The sequence below is a fragment of the Acidimicrobiia bacterium genome (assembly GCA_035471805.1).
Taxonomy (GTDB): domain Bacteria; phylum Actinomycetota; class Acidimicrobiia; order Spongiisociales; family JAHEDJ01; genus JAHEDJ01.
Genome location: DATIPS010000057.1, coordinates 14,642 through 34,566, shown reverse-complemented (window position 1 = coordinate 34,566; position 19,925 = coordinate 14,642). Strand labels below are relative to the sequence as shown.

The 19,925-nt window shown below is 62.4% G+C and carries 19 protein-coding genes; 1 reads left to right on the top strand and 18 read right to left on the bottom strand.

Going from position 1 to position 19,925, the window contains the following annotated elements:
* Nucleotides 1-2: 2 nt before the first annotated feature.
* The 18 genes from VLT15_11505 to VLT15_11420 all read right to left on the bottom strand — a co-directional run bounded on the left by VLT15_11505 (nt 3) and on the right by VLT15_11420 (nt 17,765).
* Complete coding sequence (locus VLT15_11505; GenBank protein HSR45838.1) at nt 3-1,844, bottom strand: type II secretion system protein; 1,842 nt, start codon at nt 1,842-1,844, stop codon at nt 3-5.
* 76 nt (nt 1,845-1,920) lie between these two features.
* Nucleotides 1,921-4,110: a bifunctional (p)ppGpp synthetase/guanosine-3',5'-bis(diphosphate) 3'-pyrophosphohydrolase gene (locus tag VLT15_11500; protein HSR45837.1), complete on the bottom strand. Its 2,190-nt coding sequence runs from the start codon at nt 4,108-4,110 to the stop codon at nt 1,921-1,923.
* A complete protein-coding gene (locus VLT15_11495; GenBank protein ID HSR45836.1) occupies nt 4,100-4,627 on the bottom strand; it encodes an adenine phosphoribosyltransferase in 528 nt (175 codons plus the stop codon). The genes VLT15_11500 and VLT15_11495 overlap by 11 nt, the downstream gene beginning before the upstream one ends.
* A 53-nt stretch (nt 4,628-4,680) precedes the next feature.
* A complete protein-coding gene (gene secF / locus VLT15_11490) occupies nt 4,681-5,751 on the bottom strand; it encodes a protein translocase subunit SecF (GenBank protein HSR45835.1) in 1,071 nt (356 codons plus the stop codon).
* Nucleotides 5,748-7,208: a protein translocase subunit SecD gene (gene secD, locus VLT15_11485; protein HSR45834.1), complete on the bottom strand. Its 1,461-nt coding sequence runs from the start codon at nt 7,206-7,208 to the stop codon at nt 5,748-5,750. The genes secF and secD overlap by 4 nt, the downstream gene beginning before the upstream one ends.
* On the bottom strand, nt 7,208-7,498 hold the full coding sequence (gene yajC, locus VLT15_11480) for a preprotein translocase subunit YajC (protein HSR45833.1): 291 nt from the start codon (nt 7,496-7,498) through the stop codon (nt 7,208-7,210). The genes secD and yajC overlap by 1 nt, the downstream gene beginning before the upstream one ends.
* A 46-nt stretch (nt 7,499-7,544) precedes the next feature.
* Nucleotides 7,545-8,657, bottom strand: a complete 1,113-nt coding sequence (gene tgt, locus VLT15_11475; GenBank protein HSR45832.1) for a tRNA guanosine(34) transglycosylase Tgt — start codon at nt 8,655-8,657, stop codon at nt 7,545-7,547.
* Nucleotides 8,658-8,665: 8 nt separating this feature from the next.
* On the bottom strand, nt 8,666-9,691 hold the full coding sequence (queA, locus tag VLT15_11470; protein ID HSR45831.1) for a tRNA preQ1(34) S-adenosylmethionine ribosyltransferase-isomerase QueA: 1,026 nt from the start codon (nt 9,689-9,691) through the stop codon (nt 8,666-8,668).
* Between the two features lie 41 nt (nt 9,692-9,732).
* Nucleotides 9,733-10,764, bottom strand: coding sequence for a Holliday junction branch migration DNA helicase RuvB (ruvB, locus tag VLT15_11465; GenBank protein ID HSR45830.1), 1,032 nt, complete (start codon nt 10,762-10,764; stop codon nt 9,733-9,735).
* A complete protein-coding gene (ruvA, locus tag VLT15_11460; GenBank protein HSR45829.1) occupies nt 10,761-11,336 on the bottom strand; it encodes a Holliday junction branch migration protein RuvA in 576 nt (191 codons plus the stop codon). Before ruvA ends, ruvB begins: the two co-directional genes overlap by 4 nt.
* Nucleotides 11,333-11,824 carry a crossover junction endodeoxyribonuclease RuvC gene (gene ruvC / locus VLT15_11455; protein ID HSR45828.1) on the bottom strand — a complete coding sequence of 164 codons (492 nt, stop codon included), beginning with the start codon at nt 11,822-11,824 and terminating at the stop codon, nt 11,333-11,335. The genes ruvA and ruvC overlap by 4 nt, the downstream gene beginning before the upstream one ends.
* Before the next feature lie 94 nt (nt 11,825-11,918).
* The gene (locus VLT15_11450; protein ID HSR45827.1) at nt 11,919-12,662 is read right to left on the bottom strand and encodes a YebC/PmpR family DNA-binding transcriptional regulator; all 744 of its coding nucleotides are present in this window, start codon (nt 12,660-12,662) and stop codon (nt 11,919-11,921) included.
* Nucleotides 12,662-13,234: a pyridoxal 5'-phosphate synthase glutaminase subunit PdxT gene (gene pdxT, locus VLT15_11445; protein ID HSR45826.1), complete on the bottom strand. Its 573-nt coding sequence runs from the start codon at nt 13,232-13,234 to the stop codon at nt 12,662-12,664. Before pdxT ends, VLT15_11450 begins: the two co-directional genes overlap by 1 nt.
* Nucleotides 13,235-13,236: 2 nt before the next feature.
* Nucleotides 13,237-14,112, bottom strand: a complete 876-nt coding sequence (gene pdxS / locus VLT15_11440) for a pyridoxal 5'-phosphate synthase lyase subunit PdxS (protein ID HSR45825.1) — start codon at nt 14,110-14,112, stop codon at nt 13,237-13,239.
* A 23-nt stretch (nt 14,113-14,135) separates the two neighbouring features.
* Nucleotides 14,136-15,251 (bottom strand): DUF3048 domain-containing protein, encoded by a 1,116-nt coding sequence (locus VLT15_11435; GenBank protein HSR45824.1) that lies wholly within the window; start codon nt 15,249-15,251, stop codon nt 14,136-14,138.
* A 20-nt stretch (nt 15,252-15,271) separates the two neighbouring features.
* Nucleotides 15,272-16,360 carry a glycosyltransferase family 4 protein gene (locus VLT15_11430; protein ID HSR45823.1) on the bottom strand — a complete coding sequence of 363 codons (1,089 nt, stop codon included), beginning with the start codon at nt 16,358-16,360 and terminating at the stop codon, nt 15,272-15,274.
* Nucleotides 16,312-17,211, bottom strand: coding sequence for a phosphatidylinositol mannoside acyltransferase (locus VLT15_11425; GenBank protein ID HSR45822.1), 900 nt, complete (start codon nt 17,209-17,211; stop codon nt 16,312-16,314). Before VLT15_11425 ends, VLT15_11430 begins: the two co-directional genes overlap by 49 nt.
* Nucleotides 17,190-17,765: a CDP-alcohol phosphatidyltransferase family protein gene (locus VLT15_11420; GenBank protein ID HSR45821.1), complete on the bottom strand. Its 576-nt coding sequence runs from the start codon at nt 17,763-17,765 to the stop codon at nt 17,190-17,192. The genes VLT15_11425 and VLT15_11420 overlap by 22 nt, the downstream gene beginning before the upstream one ends.
* Nucleotides 17,766-17,861: 96 nt before the next feature.
* Here VLT15_11420 and fusA point away from each other — a divergent pair, with 96 nt between their 5' ends.
* Nucleotides 17,862-19,910: an elongation factor G gene (gene fusA / locus VLT15_11415; protein ID HSR45820.1), complete on the top strand. Its 2,049-nt coding sequence runs from the start codon at nt 17,862-17,864 to the stop codon at nt 19,908-19,910.
* Nucleotides 19,911-19,925: the final 15 nt, after the last annotated feature.

The window sequence follows — 19,925 nt, the reverse complement described above, 5'->3', positions numbered from 1 at the left end:
GGCTAGAGGTCCGGGTTGATGTAGGCGGCGGATCCCGTCACGCCGGCGAGGTGGAAGGTCATCTCGTAGTCGAAGAGGACTCTCCCCATCACGGTGTCCTGAACGTAATAGTGAATCGTGCCGCTCACCACCGGTGGAAACTCCACCTGGACCGTCGCAGTAGCCCCGCCTGCGTAGGTGGTTCGGGAAGAGACCGGCCCGTTGACGACCAGTTCCTCGATGACGACCTCGTAGTAGAGGTCCGGATGTCCCGGCGGCGCGATAGAGGTTGTCATCAAGAATGGAGAAGAAGGATCGACAACGATCAGCGACCCGGAGATCGAGTCGAGGTCGGTCTTCCCCAAGAGGTCCTCGTATTCACCCGAGTCGTCCGGATTCCAGAACTCGATCTGTACTTCACCCGAAGTCAGGGTGGGAGCGAGGGCGGCCTCACCTGCTGCAAAGGAGGCGGACAATGAGGGCATGGTGATCTGTAGCCACCCCATGAACTTGTTGTCGAACTTGTAATAGACCTCGTCGACCAGCAGATTGACCATCTCGCTCTCGAGCCCGAGCTTTCCGCTGATCTTGCGGGAGACGTCGGTGGTCGAGAAGCGGTCGATGACTGCTTCGTAGGTGAGAGCGCTGCCTGTCTCGGTCGCTCCGTGGTAGTAGGGAAGGAAGGCATAGGTTCCGAGCGCCTCACCGTAGAAGACCGACATAGCGGGGTCGTATTCGATAGTGGCGATGCCCAGTCGGCCCGGACCTTCGACGCTCAACTCGGCGTGCGGCAACCCGTCGAACGGATCCTTCGCTCGGGCAACGGCCGAGGTCACCTCGGTGTAGTTCGGCGTTCCTCCTTCGGACCATTCACGCCCGATCAGCACGTAGTTCGGAGGGAAAGGGGTGACTCCCGGGGCCTGCCAGGTGGAAAGGGCTCGAGTGAAGACGTCGGCAGCGGCCGGGGGGGCAGCAGTGCCGAAATCATCGTCCGAGTTCAGCTCGAATGAGTCGGCGGCCACCCTGCTTCGGAAACCGGTCAGAGGATCGTCCCATACCCATTCGCTGGCGGGCGAACTGACTTCGACATGAACTGCAGACACATAGTCGGAGGTGGCACGGACGTGGCTGCTTGGACCCTCGACAAACGATCCGCTGACGAGCAGGGGACGTTCCTGGGCCATGTCCAACCATCCGGAAGTTCCCGCAACGACTCCCTCGATCGCGACGGCCCCACCCGTGAAGTCGATATTGGCGTCCAGAATCGGGCTCGGGGGTGCCTCGAAGGCAGATGCAAATGTGACCTGACGCACCTCCCTGGGGTAACCGTTGGGGGGTTTCCACTGGACGATGGCGGTCATCTTCCGGTACAACTCGTTGCCGGCGGCGTCGGTTTGCTGGGTTACAAACAGGAATCGATCGAAGTTCACGTTGTCCCGGACGACCTGATCGGTGAATCGAAGGAAGGGGTCGAATGTCACACCGTTCGTGAAGACGATCCGCTCTCCTTCGAAGAGGTATCCACCCATGCCGTCGGGAACCACGCCGAACTCGGTCGCCCAGTCCGGGCAGGCCACGCCGGCCGTCCCGTCGACCGGCGGCGGAGTCAGGCAGTCGGCGTCGTTGCTCGCCGCAGTAAGCCCGACGTTTTCCCATTCGAGGGAACGGGCTCGCTCGAGCAACTCCGACGAAAGGGCGATTGCCGCGGTTTGGTGCCGGCTCTCATTGACGACCCGGATCGACCCGTCCAGGGCCTGGAGTAGGACGAGAATGGTCCCAAAGATGATCATCAGCGCCACGACCGATTCCACGATCGTGAAACCGGCCTCGCCGTCGCGACGCCAGGGCTGGCGGAAAGCTTCCATGCGTTGGTTATCGGGATCGCAGATGCCGGCCTTGAGGACTCCGTAGAATCATCTGGACCCGACGTGTCGGGACTAGTTAGGCCCCCGGCCCCCCGGGAACGAGCCTGTACGCTTCATAGACGCCGTCAACGGTGCGGAGTTCTGCCACAAGCCGTTCGACCTGGGCAGGTTCCGAGACTTCTACCTCGTACCGGAGAATGGCGACCCGATCGCGTCCCGTCCCGGACGAGGAGGCGGTGATGTTTCCACCGAGATCCGAAACGGCGCTCGTGACATCACGCAGCAATCCGGATCGATCGAGCGCCTCCACCTGGATCCACACTGCAAAGACACCCGACCGCTCGGGAGACCAGGTCACCTCGATCATCCGTTCCCGCCGGTCACCCATTGCCTCGACGTTCGTACAGTCGGAACGGTGAACCGAGACGCCCCGACCAACCGTGACGAAACCGATGATGTCGTCGCCGGGCACGGGAGCACAGCAACGGGCAATACGTACCCAGACGTCATCGAGACCCTCGACGATGATTCCCGGACCGGTCCGAATCTCACTACGCGGCCTGGGCGGCACCAGGAGGTCGTCGATCGTCTCCTCAGGTCGAACCAGACGGAGGAACCTGGTCAATACCGATTGAGCGCTGGTGCCCCCCTCCCCGACCGCAACATACAGACTCTCCAGTTCAGCGTGACCCAGTTCTTGTGCCACCTGCAGGAGGGAGTTATCGCGGTCGGCCGCGTTGAGGCCGAGGTTCTCTTTCTTGATCAGCGTGGCGACCCGGTCGCGTCCCTCGGACAGCGCTGCTTCTCGGCGCTCTTTTGAGAACCATTGACGGATCTTTGCCTTGGCGCGAGAGGTGCGGACGATGTTCATCCAATCGCGGCTGGGCCCCGCGTCCTGGGCCTTGGAGGTCATGACCTCGACGATGTCACCCGACTCCAAACGCGTACCGAGAGGAACGAGGCGCCCGTTCACCTTGGCGCCCGCACATCGGTGACCGACCTCAGTGTGAATCGAGTAGGCGAAATCGATCGGTGTCGCGCCGCGCGGGAGTGTCTTTACCTGGCCCTTCGGGGTGAGCACGAACACTTCGTCCTGGTAGAGGTCCAGCTTCAAATGGGCGAGGAACTCCTCGGGATCGTCGTGCTCGTCCTGGAGGAGCCTGAGATCGGCCATCCACGGCAAGTCGGAGCCGGCTCCCTCCTTGTATCGCCAATGGGCGGCGATACCGTACTCGGCCCTCTCGTGCATGTCCCGGGAGCGGATCTGCACTTCCAGCGGTTTGGCGTCCGAGCCGATCACCGTGGTGTGGATGCTCTGATACAGGTTGAACTTCGGCATCGCGATGTAGTCCTTGAAACGGCCATGAACGGGGGGCCACATCGTGTGAATCAGGCCCAGAGCTCCGTAGCAGCTGCGAACATCGTCGGTGATTATGCGGATGCCGATCAGATCATGGATATCTTCGAAGGGTTGGCCGGTAGTCACCATCTTCCGGTAGATCGAATAGTGGTGCTTGGGGCGCCCGGTTACCTCAGCGACGATTCCGGACGCCGCGAGAACTTCGCGGACTTCACCGACTGCCGCATCGATCGAAGCGCCGCGCGCAGGGGCACGCTGCTGGATCTGTTCCTCGATCTCGGCGTATCGGCCGGGCATCAGGATCTTGAAGCAACGATTCTCCATTTCGTGCTTGATCTCCTGCACGCCGAGGCGATGGGCCAGCGGTGCGTATACCTCGAGAGACTCGGTGGCGATGCGGAGCTGTTTCTCGCTCGGGAGCGGATCGATGGTGCGAAGGTTGTGCAAGCGATCGGCCAGTTTGATCAAGAGAACCCGCACGTCCTGTGCCATCGCCACGACCATTTTCCGGATCGTGGCCGCCTGAGCGACTTCCTTCGAGCCGAAACGCACCCGGTCGAGTTTCGTGACACCATCGATCAGAGCTGCCACCTGCGGGTTGAACTCCTTCTCGACGTCTTCGAGCGTTAGATCCGTGTCCTCAACAGTGTCGTGGAGGATGCCGGCGACGATCGTGTCGAGGTCGAGGCCGTACTCGGCGAGTACCAGCGCCACCGCCAGAGGGTGCGTTATGTAGGGCTCTCCGGACATGCGGAACTGACCCATGTGCTGCCGGTGAGCGACATCGTAGGCCCGGATGATCGGGTCGATTTCCGCACCCGGATGGGACTTCGCGAACACGCGAACGATTGGATCGACTTCAGCGACGAGGGCTTCGTCGGCGCGATGCTCGGCCTCAGTCGCCATACGTAACTAGAGCACTCATCGGCACGCCGTTCAACGCAGCTCGACCGTTGAGGAACGCGAGTTCGACCAGCACAACCATGCCCACGATGTCTGCACCGGGACGCTCGAGGAGCCGGAGGGCTGCTGCAGCAGTGCCCCCGGTTGCGATCACATCGTCGACTACCAGGACCCGATCATTCGAATCGACCGCGTCCGTGTGCATCTCGAGTGCGTCGGTTCCGTACTCGAGTGAGTACTCCTCACGAATCACGTCGTAGGGAAGCTTGCCCGGCTTGCGAAGAGGCACGAATCCTGCGCCGAGGGCCGTCGCCACCGGCGTTGCCAGAATGAATCCGCGCGATTCGATTCCTGCCACTTTCGTGATCCCGCGCTCCCTATACGGCTCGGCCAGCGCCTCGACGATTTCGGCCAGAGCATCCGCGTTGCCGAGAACCGGTGTGATGTCTTTGAACAGGACACCCGGCTCTGGAAAGTCGGGAACGTCACGGATCAGCGAGCGAAGCGTTGTTTCTATCACGGGCGGAGCGTACCAGGTAGAGAAAGCAGCGCAGATGGCGGCGGGTCAGGCCCCTAGCGCTTCCTGCGCTTCTTCTTTGGAGGCCTGGGCGTGGCCCCGCCGGAAGATGGGGGTCTGGATGCCTGCGGCGCGACGGCCGGAGTGGCGGAGGTCTTGGCGATTCTCGCATCGCGCCGGCCTTCCAGCCGGCGACGATGGTTATGCCAGTATTCCTCCTTTTCCTTCCATACGGCGAGCAGTGGCGAGGCGACGAATATCGACGAGTACGTGCCGGCCGCGATCCCCACGAACAACGCCAGGGCGAACTCGCGAAGTGTGCTGGCGCCGAGAAGATAGGAACCGATGAACAGCAAGGACCCGACCGGCAACAAGCTCGTCATAGATGTGTTTATCGACCGCATCAACACCTGGTTCATCGCCTTGTTGACTACCTCGGTGTAGGTGTGTTTGTCGCTCCACGATTCGACGTTCTCGTTCACCTTGTCGAACACCACGACCGTGTCGTACAGCGAGTATCCAAGGATCGTCAGCACGGCGACAACCGTCGCCGGAGTGACTTCGAAACCCACCAGCGCGTAGACGCCGAACGTTATGACCAGATCATGAAACAGGGCGGTCAGCCCGGCCATCGCCATCTTCCATTCGAAACGCCAGGAGATGAACAAAGCAACGACTACCAGGAACACCAGAAGAGCCTCTACGGCGCGCCGCGTGATTTCCTCGCCGAACGTTGGGCCCACCGCATCTACGTCGGTTTCGTCGATTCCGACGCCGGCGGTCTCGGCCACCGTCAGAACCAGCCGGCTTTCAACCGACGGGTCTAGTGCCTGGGTCCGCACACGGAAGGCGCTGGAGCCGTCGAGCGACTCCAGAAACTCGATACGGGCGTCGCTCAACCCTATTCCCGACAGCGCCTCGCGCATGTCGGCCACACTCGAGTTGGTCTTGTTGTCCACCTGGACGGTGACGCCACCCTCGAAGTCGACGTTGAGGTTCAGTCCCCGGATCAGAAACCCCAGGAGAGACAGACTCACCAACGCCAGGGAGACCGCGAACCATCGCTTGCGTCCGCCGACGAAGTCGTATTCGGTCTCGGCGCGATACAACCGCGAGAAGGTGCTCATGATCTGCCTCCCTCGAGTGCAACGCCGGATGCACCTCGTATCGAGAACCAGCCACCCTCACCAAGGCTCGTGCGCGCCAACAGGCCGACGGCGTTCCTGGTGAAGAAGTAGGCAACGGCGATGTCGACGAACGTTGCGATCCCTAGCGAGAGCGCAAAACCCTTGACCGGACCGATGGCCAGTGCATACAGGAGGAATGCACCCATGATGGAGACGGTATCGGCGGTCAGGATCGTGCGAAATGCCCGTGAGAACCCTTCGTCGACTGCCAGCTGCAAAGGCCGCCCCTCACGGATCTCCTCCTTTATCCGCTCAAAGAACACGATATAGGAATCGGCGGTGATGCCGATCGCGACGATGATTCCCGTGACTCCGGACAGGGTCAGCGTCACGCCCGGCCATCGGCCCAGCAATCCGATGGTGGCGATCAACAGGCTGCCGAAGACGGTGATTCCCACGACGGTGACCAATCCGAGGACCCGGTAGTAAACGATGACGGCGACGGCTACCAGGACCAGGCCGCCGATCCCCGCCAGCAAACCTGCCTGCAGTGAATCGGACCCGAGCGTCGCGGAGACCTTCTTCACGTCAAGCCGCTCGAAGGAAATCGGCAGTGAGCCGTAGCGAAGCACAACCGACAAGTCGTTGGCCTCCTCCTGAGATCCGACGCTGATGATCGCCGTACCGCCGGCGATGCCCTCATCGGGAGTCACCCAGGGTGCGGACATGACCTCGCCGTCGAGCACAATTGCGATGCGGCGCTGCGGATCGACGTACAAGGCGTATTGCGCGGCCGCTCTGGTCATCGCCTCGAAAGCTTGGGCTCCGGTGGAGTCGAGACCGAGCTGCACGACCCAGCGGTTTTCCGTCGGGTCGAAATAGGGAAGTGCTTCATCGATCTGTTCACCGAGAAGGTCGGTCCCGTCGAGCAGGAAGACCTCATCGACGGATCCGTCGGGGAGATAGGACGCCAGCCAAGCCTGCTGGCTCGGCTCGTCTTTGATCGTCAGCCCTGTGACTGGATCGACCCCGGGGATCGTCGTCGTCGTGGAACCTTCATCCTCGGCCGCCTGCGTCGTGTCGGTGCTGCCGAAGATGTCCGTGAGGGTGTCCCGCTGCGCCAGCACGGGGCGGAACGACAATCGGCCCGTCTGGCCGATCACGCTCAGAGCTTGCTCTTGATTGGTGACGCCGGGAAGCTGGATGAGCACGTTGCGATCACCCGACTGGACAATGTCCGGTTCTTGGACGCCGAAGGCTTCTATGCGTCTCCGCATGACCTCGACCGCTCTCTTGAGGACATCCGCATCGGTGTCTTCGGGCGCACGCAGAATCACCGAAACACCGCCCTGCAAGTCGAGGCCGAGTTCGGGACCGGTGTCGGTGGCAACGGCCAGCGCGACACCTCCCCAGGCGATCGTCAGGACCGCCGCGAGCGCAACAATGCGTTTGGACATCAGTCTTGGTTGACCTTGGTGGCTATAGCTCGTTTGCTGAACTTCAGTGCGCCGTTCTCCACATCGAGAACGACACCGTCCTCATCGATGCGCCGAACGGAACCGAAGATGCCTCCTACGGTCTGAACCCGGTCACCGATCTCCAGGGAATCGGCCAGTTCCTGTTGCTTCCGCATGCGCGAACGCTGGGGCCGGATGATCATCAGATAGAAGACCGCTCCGAGGAACAGGAACAGAATCAGTGTTGGTAATGAACTTGGCTGAGTTTCAGCAGCTTGGGCAAGAATCACAATGCTCTCCACGAAGATGGCCCGCTGTGCGGGCTCCGGCGGGATGCTAGCTACCGCGACCGATATCGGAAAACGCGCGGCGGTCGCCGACCGTCGCGCGGAACTCGGCAAAGGAACCGGCCGTGATGGCCAGCCGGGCTTCCTTCAAGAGATTCAGAGTGAAGTGCAGGTTGTGGATCGTCAGCAATCGGTGGGCGGCGAGTTCACCGGTCACCACCAGATGCCGGAGGTACGCCCTGCTGTAGCGCCGGCAAGTGGTGCAGGTACATTCGGGGTGAATGGGTCCTGCATCGTCTGAGTTCTCGGCTCGACGGATATTGAAGTCCCCGTCGACAGTCAGGACCTTCCCGTGGCGGGCGAGGCGTGTCGGCCACACACAATCGAAGAGGTCGGCTCCGCGTTGAATAGCGTCTAGAACGCCCTCGGCATCGCCCAGCCCCATCACGTAGCGGGTCTTGCCGTCCGGGAGTTCGGCCAGCGCCGCCTCGAGAGCTCGGTTTCTCTCCTCGGGCGGTTCGCCGACCGACAACCCCCCTATCCCGAACCCGGCAAACCCCAGTTCCGCCGTGGCCCTGGCGCTCATAGCCCTGAGCTCATCATCGACGCCCCCCTGCACGATCCCGAACAGCGCCTGGTCGGGCCGCGAATGGGCTTCGACTGCTCGTTCGGCCCACCGGAGGCTTCGCTCCATGGCCGATTGCACCTGTTCTCTGGGAGCCGGCAGCCCTATGCACTCGTCCAGCACCATCGCGATATCGGGGCCGAGGAGTTCTTGAACACGAACGGCCTCCTCCGGTGTCAGACGCACCTGCGAGCCGTCATAGGTGGAGCGGAAGGAAGCACCGTCGTCATCGATCTTCGGACCGAGCGAGAAAATCTGGTACCCGCCCGAGTCCGTCAGGATCGGCCCGTCCCAGGCCATGAACTCATGGAGACCGCCCAGCCGATCGATCAACTCGGCCCCGGGGCGCAGCATCAAGTGGTATGTGTTGGCCAGAACCATATGCGCCCCGACTTCCACGAGGTCGGCTGTGTCCAGTGCCCTGACGGAGCCTCGCGTTCCGACGGGCATGAATCCCGGTGTCGGAACCTCTCCGTGCGGCGTGGAGAGCTTGCCGGCACGCGCCGGGCCGTCCCTGGCTTCTATGGAAAGGGACACCGGTGGATTCACAGGCGTTTCACTTCCGCATACATCGCATCACCGAAAGACAAGAACCGATACCCCCGTTCGAGAGCCTCCTCATATGCCGCTCTCCATCGATTGCCGAGAATCGCCGCAACGAGGACTACCAGGGTAGAACCGGGTACATGGAAGTTCGTGATCAAACCGTCGACGGCGCGAAACCGGTAGCCGGGATTGATGAAGAGTGCGGTTGCAGCATCGAAAGGATGGACGATGCCGTCCTCGTCGGCCGCCGACTCCAAGGAGCGCACGACCGTGGTTCCGACCGCAACGATCCGTCCCCCCCTTCTTCTCGTCGCAGAAATCGCCGCGCAGGTTTCCTCGGGAACCAGCACCTTCTCGCTGTGCATTCGATGGTCTTCAACCTCCTCGACGGAAATCGGCCTGAAAGTGTCCAGACCGACCTCCAGATCGACGTGCGCCCTTTCGACTCCCCGCTCGGCGAGGGATTTCAATACATTCTCCGTGAAGTGCAGTCCGGCCGTCGGAGCGGCTGCCGAGCCGACCTCGTTCGCGTAGACCGTCTGGTATCGACTTGCGTCCGCCAGGGGTTCCCGGATGTATGGAGGAAGCGGAACCTGACCGATTGCCTCGATGAGATCAGGCAACTCGTGATCGTCCCGCCCGGGAAACTCGATGATGCAGCGCCCGTCGACGGGCGCTTGCCGCACGACCGCGTTGAGCCCTCGCGCGAACTCGATCCGCAAGCCGGCACGGACCCGTCGTGCCGGTTTTATCAGTGCATCCCAACCACCGTCACCCGTCTGGGAGAGAAGGAGGGTTTCAACGGCTCCTCCGGTCTCACTCTTCGTTCCCAGCAGGCGTGCCGCCCGAACCCTCGTCCGATTCACGACCAGGAGATCGCCCGCTTCGAGCATGTGGGGAAGCTCCTCGAATCGCCTATCCGTCATGTCGCGGGTGTCCAACAGCCGCGCCGCATCGCGCGGCTCGATCGGGGTCTGGGCAATGGCCGTCTCCGGCAGGTCGTAGAAGAAATCGGCCGTTTTCATCGAGCAGGAAGCTTAGGTCGGCCTCCGGGCTTCGAGGACTCCTAGGTACCCGGCAGGATCTGCTGCGGTGTCGCAGGTGGCTCGAGTCCCAGGTGCGTGTAGGCGTAGGCGGTTGCCATCCGCCCGCGAGGGGTGCGCTGCAGCAGGCCGATCTGGAGCAGGAACGGCTCGTAGGCGTCTTCGACGGTCTCCGGTTCTTCGCCGACCGCGATCGCCAGAGTGGACAGGCCCACCGGCCCGCCTCCGAACTTGTTCACGATGGAAGCAATTATCGCTCGGTCGACTTTGTCGAGGCCCAACTCGTCGACTTCGAAGATCTCGAGGGCCTTGCGGGTCGTGGGCTCATCGACGATGCCGGCGGCGCGGGCGATGGCGTAATCCCTGACCCGTGCCAGCAACCTATTGGCGATTCGGGGGGTTCCGCGGCTCCGCCGTGAGATTATCCCAGCCCCATCTTCCGTGATGTCCACGTCGAGGATCGCAGCAGACCGGGTGACGATCGCCTTCAGATCGGAGGCCTCGTAGTAATCCAGTTTGTCGACGATTCCGAACCTGTCCCGCAAAGGGGCGGTCACCTTGCCCTTGCGCGTTGTTGCCCCGACCAGCGTGAAACGAGGAAGGTCGAGTCGAATCGACTGAGCCGACGGCCCCTTGCCGAGAATGATGTCGAGTTCGAAATCTTCCATCGCCGGATAGAGGACCTCTTCGACAATACGGGGCAGCCGGTGAATCTCATCGACAAAGAACACATCACCCTGTTCGAGATTGGTCAACATCGAAGCGAGGTCGCCCGGTCGCTCGAGCGCCGGACCTGACGTAACACGGAGGCGAGTGCCTAGTTCGTTGGCGAGGATCGTTGCCAGGGTCGTCTTTCCGAGCCCCGGCGGGCCGGACAGCAAGACGTGGTCGAGTGGTTTGCCCAACTGTGCCGCTGCGTCGATCGAGATGCCGAGCCGTTCCTTCAGTTTCGGCTGGCCGACGAACTCGTCGAGTCGACGCGGCCGCAGGCTCAGCTCGGTGGCCTGCTCTTCCTCGCTCACTGGGTCGGCCATCAGGATCCGCTCGTCTCTCATGCTTGCCTCCCCAAAGCCCTCAGCGCCACACGGATCTGCTCCTCCAGGGGCGCATCTTCGGGAATCTCGGGAATGATCGCACGGATCTCCGCGGCCGCGTAGCCGAGACCTTCGAGTGCCTCGCGAACCCGTCCGGACCCGGAGTCTCCGCCCAGCGAAACATAGTCTGCGTCGACCAGTTTCGGCTTGAGGTCGATCAACAACCTCTGTGCACTCCGCTTGCCGATGCCGGGAACGACCGTGAGAGCATCGATGTCTTCTCCGATGACGGCACGATGAAGCTCATCGACGCGCATGCTGCCCAGGATCGCCATCGCCACCTTCGGACCAATGCCCGAGGTAGCCAGAAGCAGCCTGAACATGTCGCGACCCTGCTCGTCCGCGAAGCCGTAGAGAGTCATCGCATCTTCACGAACGTGCAGGTGGGTGTGGAGCACGGCGGCTTCTCCAACGCCCGGAACAGAGCTGAGGGTCTGTGGAGTCACAATGACCTCGTACCCGACGCCTGCAACGTCCAGAGTCACACCGTCGGTGCGACGCGCGACGATCGTTCCCCGGAGACGACCGATCATCCCGGCATCCTCGCCGCCAGGCGAAAAGCCTGAAGATGGCAGATAGCGACTGCCAGGGCGTCTGCGGCATCCGCCGGTTTCGGTGCCTCTACCAGTCCGAGCCGCTGAGCCACCATACGCTGAACCTGGCGTTTGTCGGCCTGGCCGAAGCCGGCCACCGCCGATTTCACCTGCGTGGGGGTGTACTCGTGAACCGGGAGCCCGGCTGCCGCGGCCGCCAGCAGGGCGACGCCGGAGGCCCGCCCGACGGCGATCGAGGTTCGGAGATTCTTGTTTGTGAATACCTGTTCTATCGCCATGGCGTCCGGCCGGTGCTCTTCGATGATCTCGGTCAGATCACGGTGCAGCTCCAGCAAACGGTATGCAGTTGAATCTCCGGTGTCGGTTCGGATCACACCGACTGCGCGGAGACGCGGTCCGTCGGCAGTGCTGTCGATGAGCCCGTATCCGGTTCTGGTGAGTCCGGGATCGATTCCCAAAACGAACATATGTACGAGAGCCTAGGCGGCCGGCTGCTCCGTACGGAGTATTTCGCAGGTGACACGGTACCGATGAGACCGGGTACCGGGGAACCTGGGCTTCTCACTCACTGAGTGCCGCCATGACCTCGTCCGGTATGTCGAAATTGGCGTAGACGTCCTGGACGTCATCGAGATCCTCCAACGCGTCGATCAGTCGTAGCACCTTGCCTGCCGTCTCTCTTTCGAGAGGAACCGTCGTGCTGGGCAACTGGGTCACGTCGGCGGATTCGATTGTGGCCCCCAGCTCTTCCAAAGCGTCTTTGACCGAAGGCATATCGGAAGGCGGTGTGATGACCTCGAAGGCTCCATCCGATTCACGAACATCCTCCGCGCCTGCGTCGAGGGCGCCGAGCATCACCGTCTCCTCGTCTCCGGTGGCGATTATGTATCCCTTCTGCTCGAAGAGATATCCGACGGAACCGGGTTCCCCGAGGCTCCCGTTGTTTCGAGTCATCGTCGATCGGACGTCCGAAGCCGCCCGATTCCGGTTGTCGGTCAGAACATGGATGTATACCGCAACGCCCCCCGGGCCGTATCCCTCATACCAGACCTCGCTGAAGTCGACGGCATCTGCGCCTTCTCCGGACCCTCGCTTGACCGCCCGATCGATGTTGTCGTTGGGCATCGAGGCAGCCTTGGCCTTGGCGATCGCGGTCGCCAGGGTGGGATTCATCGCCGGATCACCCCCACCCTGGCGGGCGGAGGCTTCGATAGCCTTGGCGAGTTTGGCAAACAGCTTTCCGCGAGCCGCGTCCTGGCGGCCCTTCCGATGCTTGATGTTGGCCCATTTCGAATGACCTGCCATCAGTTCTCCTCCCGCATACTCAACAACATCTCGTGAATCCGCAGATCGTCCGTCAACTCCGGATGGAACGCGGCGGCGAGAACATTGCCCTGTCGCACCATCACGATCTGTTCGGCGTGGGTGGCCAGGACCCGGACGTCCGGCCCGACGCCGACCACCCGGGGTGCCCTGATGAAGACGCCGACGATCGGCGAGTCGAGACCCTCGACATCCACCAGGTTCTCAAAGGACTCGTTCTGACGACCGAAGGCATTTCGCTCGACCACGACGTCCAGGACTTCGAGTAGGGGCGGACCGTCCCTGACAACCTCGGCGGCGAGGAAGATGAGACCGGCGCAGGTGCCGAGAGTCGGCAGTCCGCCTCTGATCGCTTCTCGAAGTGGGTCGATCATTCCGTATAGGGTGGCCAGCCGTCCGATGGTCGTCGATTCGCCACCCGGAAGGACGAGAGCGGTCACGCCGTTCAGATCGGTCGGTCTTCTGATTTGACGAGTCTCGACTTCCAATCGTTCGAGGCTCTGCTGGTGCTCCCGGAAATCTCCCTGGAGGGCGAGAACGCCGACCGGGCCCATCCTCACCAGCCCCGGTCGGCCAACTGCACGTCGAGGCCGGCGATCTCCTTGCCGGGCATGGCCTCACCGAGGCCTCTGGAAACCTTGACCAGCTGGTCCGGGTCGTTGGCATAGGTGGTGGCTTCAACGATTGCTTTGGCACGCGCCGACGGGTCCGAGCTCTTGAATATCCCGGAGCCGACAAACACTCCGTCGCATCCCAGTTGCATCATGAGGGCCGCATCCGCCGGAGTGGCGAGCCCCCCCGCTGCGAAGTTGACCACGGGCAGCTTGCCGGTCTCGGCGACTTCCTGGACGAGATCGAACGGGGCTCCCAGATCCCTTGCCGCCGACATCAGCTGCTCCGGCGTCATCGAGGCGAGCGACCGTATCTCGTTTGTGATGCGCCGCATGTGCCGGACCGCCTCAACGACGTTTCCGGTACCCGCCTCACCCTTAGTGCGAATCATGGCGGCCCCTTCGCCGATCCGGCGAAGTGCCTCACCCAGGTTGCGGGCTCCGCACACGAAGGGGGTCGTGAACGACCATTTGTCGATGTGGTGCTCTTCGTCGGCAGGCGTGAGCACTTCGGACTCGTCGATGTAGTCGACGCCCATCGACTGGAGGATCTGCGCTTCGACGAAGTGTCCGATACGGACTTTGGCCATCACCGGGATGGTGACCGCATCCATGATCCCTTCGATCATTTCCGGGTCCGACATACGGGCGACCCCGCCGTCGGCTCGAATATCGGCGGGAACCCGTTCGAGGGCCATGACTGCCACAGCGCCGGCATCCTGAGCGATTCTTGCGTGCTCGGCGTTGACGACGTCCATGATGACGCCGCCCTTGAGCATTTCCGCAAGCCCTCGCTTGACTCGTTCGGTCCCTCGTTCCACCTCGTGCTCCTTTTCTACTGATTCTACTGCCAGGCCAGACTGCGGCCGTTCGGCATGAGTTCGATCCAAACGCTTCCCGGTGCCAGTGGGATGGGCTGGCTGTCATCGTCGAGGATTCTGAAGAAGCCGTCCTGACTGCCTCTCTCCCATGTTCCCCGGATGGCGACCCCATCGCGGAACAGGTAGGCATCACCGGTTCCGGTGACCCGGTAATCGGGCACGGGATTGCCTGCACCGTCGGTTCGGCCGCTGTCGAATTGCTCGACTTCGAGCACCAAGACGTTGTTCACAACTACCTGCTCCCCGGTGTCGTCGAGGTGAGCCTTGTCTCCGTGAAAACGCAGGAAGCCCTCGTCCGTCGACGACCACCGGTAGGTGAGGTCGGTCAACGGCGACATCGACACGTCGACGGTGAGCGCTTGCTCGTAGTCGCCTTCGGGCAAGTCCTGGTCGAACCGGAACCAGATATCACCGCTGGTCTCCCCGGCCAGTTCGAGCGCCGGGTCCGGATTCAGCATGAGGTCGTAAACCGCCGGCCGATCCGGGTCTCGAGCATAAGCCGCCGCGCCGAGAACCGGGTGGCCGGCATCAACCGCCACCTCACGGATTGCCTGTACGTTGGAATCGACTCCGCCCGAGTGAGCGAACACGACCCCAAACGGTGCGATGAGCTTCGGATCTACCTCGCGTGTGCTGCGGATGGGCCCGATTTCGATCGGGATCGTCGATTGATAGAAGGCGAGAAACCGGGCTACCCCGCCCTCCACCAAGACCTCGATCACCATGTCGGCCTCGCGCAGCCCGGTCTGGGGTCGAGAAGATGGGCTGTTGTCTATCTTCGCCACGAGAATCGGCGCCGAGGGCACGGCCTCCGGATCGGTCACACCGGTCAAGGGCCAAACCTGCCCGGTGACCTCAGGCGGGGTGGTTGTGGTGGTCGTTTCCGGTTCGGTCGTCGTCGTGGTCTCGGCAACAGTGGTGGTTGTAGTCGTGGTCGACGGCTCTTCCTGTGACCCGTCACCGCCGCCCGACAGCAGTAGAGCAGTGACCAGCAGGATGAGTATCACAGCCGCTCCGCCCCCGGCGGCGAGTTGCTGTGCACTGGAGAGATTCTTGAAGCGTTCGAGTAGCTTTTGCATGGCCTCAGGGGGTAATGCGATCAGGGGCCGCAAAGGGCGGACTGGTACAAATCTATGTACGCAGGCAGCACTGTAGTCCAGTCGTAGATCTCCGATCGCCGCATGCCGGCTTCCGCCACTCCGACCCTGCGTTTCTCGTCCAGCAGAAGCCCGGCGACCTTGGTCGCAAGTCCCTCGACGTTCCCGCGCGGGAAGAACTCGACTGCGTCTCCTCCAACCGCTTGAAACGCCGGCAAATCAGAGGCAACCACCGCGCAGCCGGCGGCCATGCCCTCGAGCAAGGTGATCCCGAAACTCTCACCGCCGAGGTTCGGCGCAACGAATACCGAAGCTTCTCCCAGGATGCTGCGTTTCTCGGAATCCGCGACCCGTCCGTGGAACCGGACGCCTCGAAGCGGCTCGGCACGGTCCGCCCCGATCACGTCGAGTTCCGCGGCCGGCACCACTCTTATGATGTCAGGCCAAGCGGCGAGCAGAACATCCAATCCCTTGCGAGGCTCATCCCGACCCAGGAACACGATCCGCCGCGGCTTCTTGTCGAGTTCACCTCGATATTGCCCGACATCGACCGCGTTCGGGATGATTCTGAGATCTGGCCTCAACGACCGCACCGCCGAGGCAGCCACCTCGCTCACCGCCGTGACACTCGCCAATCCGCGCACCAGGCGCCGTGTGATCGGACCGAGGCGGCGGTAGGCGGCGCGAACGAGCGTCGAGGGGTCTGCGTGAAAGGTCCCGACGGTCGGAATAGCCACCTTCCGCAGGAGACCCCATCCCACCAGCGGCATCAGCGGCTCGTGGAGATGCACGACGTCGGCGCCTTCTACGGCCTCTCCGACGCGTCGCAGTGTCGATGGATTCACCGCGATCGGCGCCCGGGAGCCGTTGGCGGGAACCTTCAGGGCTCTTCCCACCAGCCTGGCACCGGGTGGGCCGGACAGCCCGGGTGCCACCACCCAAGAATCAATGCCGTGGCCGGCGAGGCGCAGGCTTATCCCCATGACCTGGTCTTGAACGCCGCCCGGCTGGTCGACGGCATAAGGGGATACGACGGCCACCTTCACTGGAGTGCCCGGTCGGACGGCCAGTTCGGCTGGAGGAGATGCCATTGGTCGGGAGCCACCCGCACAAGATCTTCGAGGGCACCTGCCAACGCCTGTACGCCGGCGGACAGCCTCTGATCCGGAGAACCTTCGGTTGGGATTGAGATAGGTGGGCCGACCACGACTCGATGGCCACGGCCCTCTTGAAAGAACGAGCCGACAGGAAACACAGGGGCCCCGGTGCGCATACCGATGCTTACGGCACCACCCGGCAGAGTCGTCTTCTCACCGAAGAATTCCACCTCGACGCCTCGACCGCTCAAGTCACGATCCGAGAGGAGGGCGACCGCTCCGCCACGCTCGATCATGCTGAACATCCTCCGGAAAACCTCGCGGGTCCCGTCCGCGAGCACTATCTGGATACCGAGCATGTTACGAAGCTCCACGAACCAGTCGACGAGACGGCGGCTGCCGAGCTTCTCGGCCACCGCCAGCAACTCTATCTGCTCGTGCAAAGCGATCGTTCCGGCGATCTCCCAGTTTCCCAGGTGCGGCAAGGCAAAGATCATGCCGCTCCCGGCGTCGCGGGCCGCCAGCACGCGGTCGAGACCCTCAACAGTCACCCTCTTCCAGGCACCGTGAGCCCGGCGCGGTCGCATCCACAACACCTCCGCCCAGTACCGGCCGTATTGGGAGTACATCCGGCGTGCACGCTGTTCGGCACCTTCTTCGCCGGCGACGCGTCGCATGTGACGTATTGCCAACTTCCTCCGCTCGCCTGCAATCAACCATGCGACGCGGCCACCAATCCGGCCGATGGACAACGCGAGACGCTCTGGAACGATCGCCATCGCGCCGGCGGCGGCCCTGATGGCAATGTACGACGCGGCGCGTTTCAGTCTTCGAGTCGTCGCCACACCAAAGCGAACCGTTGCGCGACCGTCATCCAGGTGAGAGCTGCCATCACCCACAGCATTATCGGAACGAAGTTGAAGACCAACCCGGCGGAGAAGAGGATCACCCTTTCGGCGCGACCCATGAGACCGCCCCGGCCGTCGGCTCCGACGGACTCGGCTCGCGCTCGCAGATACGAGACGAGCAGGGATGCGCCGAGGTTGAGCACACAGAGCAGGGCCAGGACGGAGGTCTCATCGGAAACTGCAAAGGCAAGGCCCGCCCACATGGCGGTCTCACCGAGCCGATCAGAAACTGAGTCGACGAACGCTCCCCGTTTCGAGGCCTTGCCCGACAGGCGGGCAACCGCTCCATCGAGGCCGTCGAGTGCAGATCCGAGCGCGACTATCCACGCTCCGAGAACCGTGACCTCCAACCCGACGAGGACCGCTCCGCTGACCACGAGGAGTAATCCCACGATGGTCACGGTCATCGGCGTGAAGCGAGCAGACACGAGAACGCGGCCGATCGGTTCGACGTAGCGTTCGATATGCCCTCGAGCTCGTTGTTCGATCATCAGGAGACTTTCTCCGCGGAGTTGCCAAACGTAGCAGGAATCCGGCCGCCTCACCGCAACTAGTATCCCCGTGAACCCGAAGTACAAGGAGGTAGCGTGATTCCCGAGAGAATCCGCAACGTGGTGCTGGTAGGACATGGCGGCGCCGGGAAGACGAGTCTCGCCGAAGCTCTCCTCAATACCGCCGGCGCAACCACACGGGTGGGGCGCGTCGAAGACGGCACCACGGTCACCGATTTCGAACCCGAAGAGATCGAACGACAGATCTCCCTGAACGTCGCAGTGGCCTCCTGCGAGTGGAAGGGCCACAAGATCAACATCCTCGACACACCGGGATATGCAGACTTCACCGGTGATGCCCTCGCCGCCCTCCGGGTCGCCGACATGGCCATCTTCGTCGTGTCGGGCGTCGACGGGGTCGAAGTGCAAACAGAAGCACTCTGGCGTGCCGCCGCCGCGGAAAGGATCCCGCGCGTTGTATTCATCAACAAACTCGATCGAGAACGGTCTTCGTTCCAGCGGACTCTCGAGCAACTCACCGAGACTTTCGGGAAGCGGATCGCGCCGATTCAGCTTCCAATCGGCTCCGAGCAAAACCTCAGCGGAATCGTCAGGGTCGTCTCCAGCCGCGCATTCGGATACAGCGGCAAGTCCAAATCATCTGAAATTGAACTCCCGGAAGACATGGTCGACCTCGTGTCCGGTGCCCATACCACCCTCATCGAAGCGGTGGTCGAGACCGACGATGAAATGATGGAGAGGTACTTCGAGGGCGAGGAACCGTCTCGCGACAAGATCATCTCATCGGTGCACTCGGGAATGCTCCACGGAGAGATATTCCCCGTCCTGTGCGGATCGGCCGGTTCGCTGATCGGGATCGACACCCTGGCAGACTTCATCGTCGAGTTCGGACCCAATCCCCTGGAGCATTCCGCTCCCCCGATGGAGTCCGGAGAACTGGCCGTGTCGGCAGACGGACCGGCGACCGCCTTCGTGTTCAAAACCCACTCGGATCCATACGTCGGCCGCATATCGCTGTTCCGGGTCTTCTCCGGATCGGTCAAGGTCGACGACAACCTCGAGAACGCCGCCCGCTCCAGTAGCGGGCGCATGCACAACTTGTTCTTCATGCAAGGCAAGGACCACCACGACGCAACGGAAATCGTCACCGGAGACATCGCAGCAGTCGCCAAACTCGACAACGTTCTGGCGGGCGACACTCTCGTCACCCCGGGCACAGGTATCCGGATCAAACCGGTGTCCTTCCCGAGCCCGGTGATGTCGGTGGCGATCTTTCCTAAGTCATCCCAGGACGAAGACAAGTTGTCCGTAGCTCTCCAGAAGGTCATCGAAGAGGACCCGACGCTGGCCGTCGAACGACGACCGGAGACCCACGAGACGGTGCTGTCGGGACTCGGCGACAACCACCTCGACGTCACCGCAGCGCGCATCAACAGGAAGTTCGGTGTGGAAATCGACACCGCTATCCCAACCGTCCCTTACCGGGAAAGCATCACGGCCACTACCGAAGCCGAAGGCAAGCACAAGAAGCAAAGCGGCGGTCGTGGCCAGTTTGGCGTAGCGTTCGTCAAGTTCGCCCCGCTTCCGCGCGGTACCGGTTTCGAGTTCGTGAACGCCACCAAAGGTGGCTCCGTACCCCGCCAGTTCATACCCGCCGTTGAAAAAGGGGTCCAGGAGGCCCTAGAGAAAGGTCCGCTCGCCGGGTACCCGGTGGTCGACGTACAGGCCACGCTCTATGACGGGAAATACCATTCCGTGGATTCGGACGAGATGTCTTTCCGAATGGCCGGCATCATGGCCTTCCGTGCGGCGTCTCCGAAACTCGGAGCGGTGATCCTGGAGCCAATCGTCGAAGCAAGGGTCCGCGTGCCGGAAGATTTCATGGGTGACGTCATCGGCGACATCAACGCCAAACGTGGGCGCGTTCTCGGAATGGACACCGAGGGCCACCTACGGGTTATCACCGTCGAAGCACCGCTCGGAGAAATGCAGCGGTATGCGGTTGACCTTCGCTCGATGACCGGAGGCCGCGGGTTCTTCGAAATGAAGTTCGCACGATATGAGGAAATGCCTCATCAGGAAGCGCAGAAGGTGATCGACGCGGCCCAAAAGGACGAGTCCTAGAGGTACGCAACAAAG

Bases quoted from the DNA above. Each gene is read 5' to 3' on its own strand.
- VLT15_11435 (HSR45824.1), bottom strand. From the start codon at position 15,251: ATGCAAAAGCTACTCGAACGCTTCAAGAATCTCTCCAGTGCACAGCAA.
- VLT15_11500 (HSR45837.1), bottom strand. From the start codon at position 4,110: ATGGCGACTGAGGCCGAGCATCGCGCCGACGAAGCCCTCGTCGCTGAA.
- pdxT (HSR45826.1), bottom strand. From the start codon at position 13,234: ATGGGCCCGGTCGGCGTTCTCGCCCTCCAGGGAGATTTCCGGGAGCAC.
- secD (HSR45834.1), bottom strand. From the start codon at position 7,208: ATGTCCAAACGCATTGTTGCGCTCGCGGCGGTCCTGACGATCGCCTGG.
- secF (HSR45835.1), bottom strand. From the start codon at position 5,751: ATGAGCACCTTCTCGCGGTTGTATCGCGCCGAGACCGAATACGACTTC.
- queA (HSR45831.1), bottom strand. From the start codon at position 9,691: ATGAAAACGGCCGATTTCTTCTACGACCTGCCGGAGACGGCCATTGCC.
- ruvC (HSR45828.1), bottom strand. From the start codon at position 11,824: ATGTTCGTTTTGGGAATCGATCCCGGACTCACCAGAACCGGATACGGG.
- VLT15_11430 (HSR45823.1), bottom strand. From the start codon at position 16,360: ATGGCATCTCCTCCAGCCGAACTGGCCGTCCGACCGGGCACTCCAGTG.
- VLT15_11420 (HSR45821.1), bottom strand. From the start codon at position 17,765: ATGATCGAACAACGAGCTCGAGGGCATATCGAACGCTACGTCGAACCG.
- ruvB (HSR45830.1), bottom strand. From the start codon at position 10,764: ATGAGAGACGAGCGGATCCTGATGGCCGACCCAGTGAGCGAGGAAGAG.
- VLT15_11450 (HSR45827.1), bottom strand. From the start codon at position 12,662: ATGGCAGGTCATTCGAAATGGGCCAACATCAAGCATCGGAAGGGCCGC.
- VLT15_11505 (HSR45838.1), bottom strand. From the start codon at position 1,844: ATGGAAGCTTTCCGCCAGCCCTGGCGTCGCGACGGCGAGGCCGGTTTC.
- ruvA (HSR45829.1), bottom strand. From the start codon at position 11,336: ATGATCGGTCGTCTCCGGGGAACGATCGTCGCGCGTCGCACCGACGGT.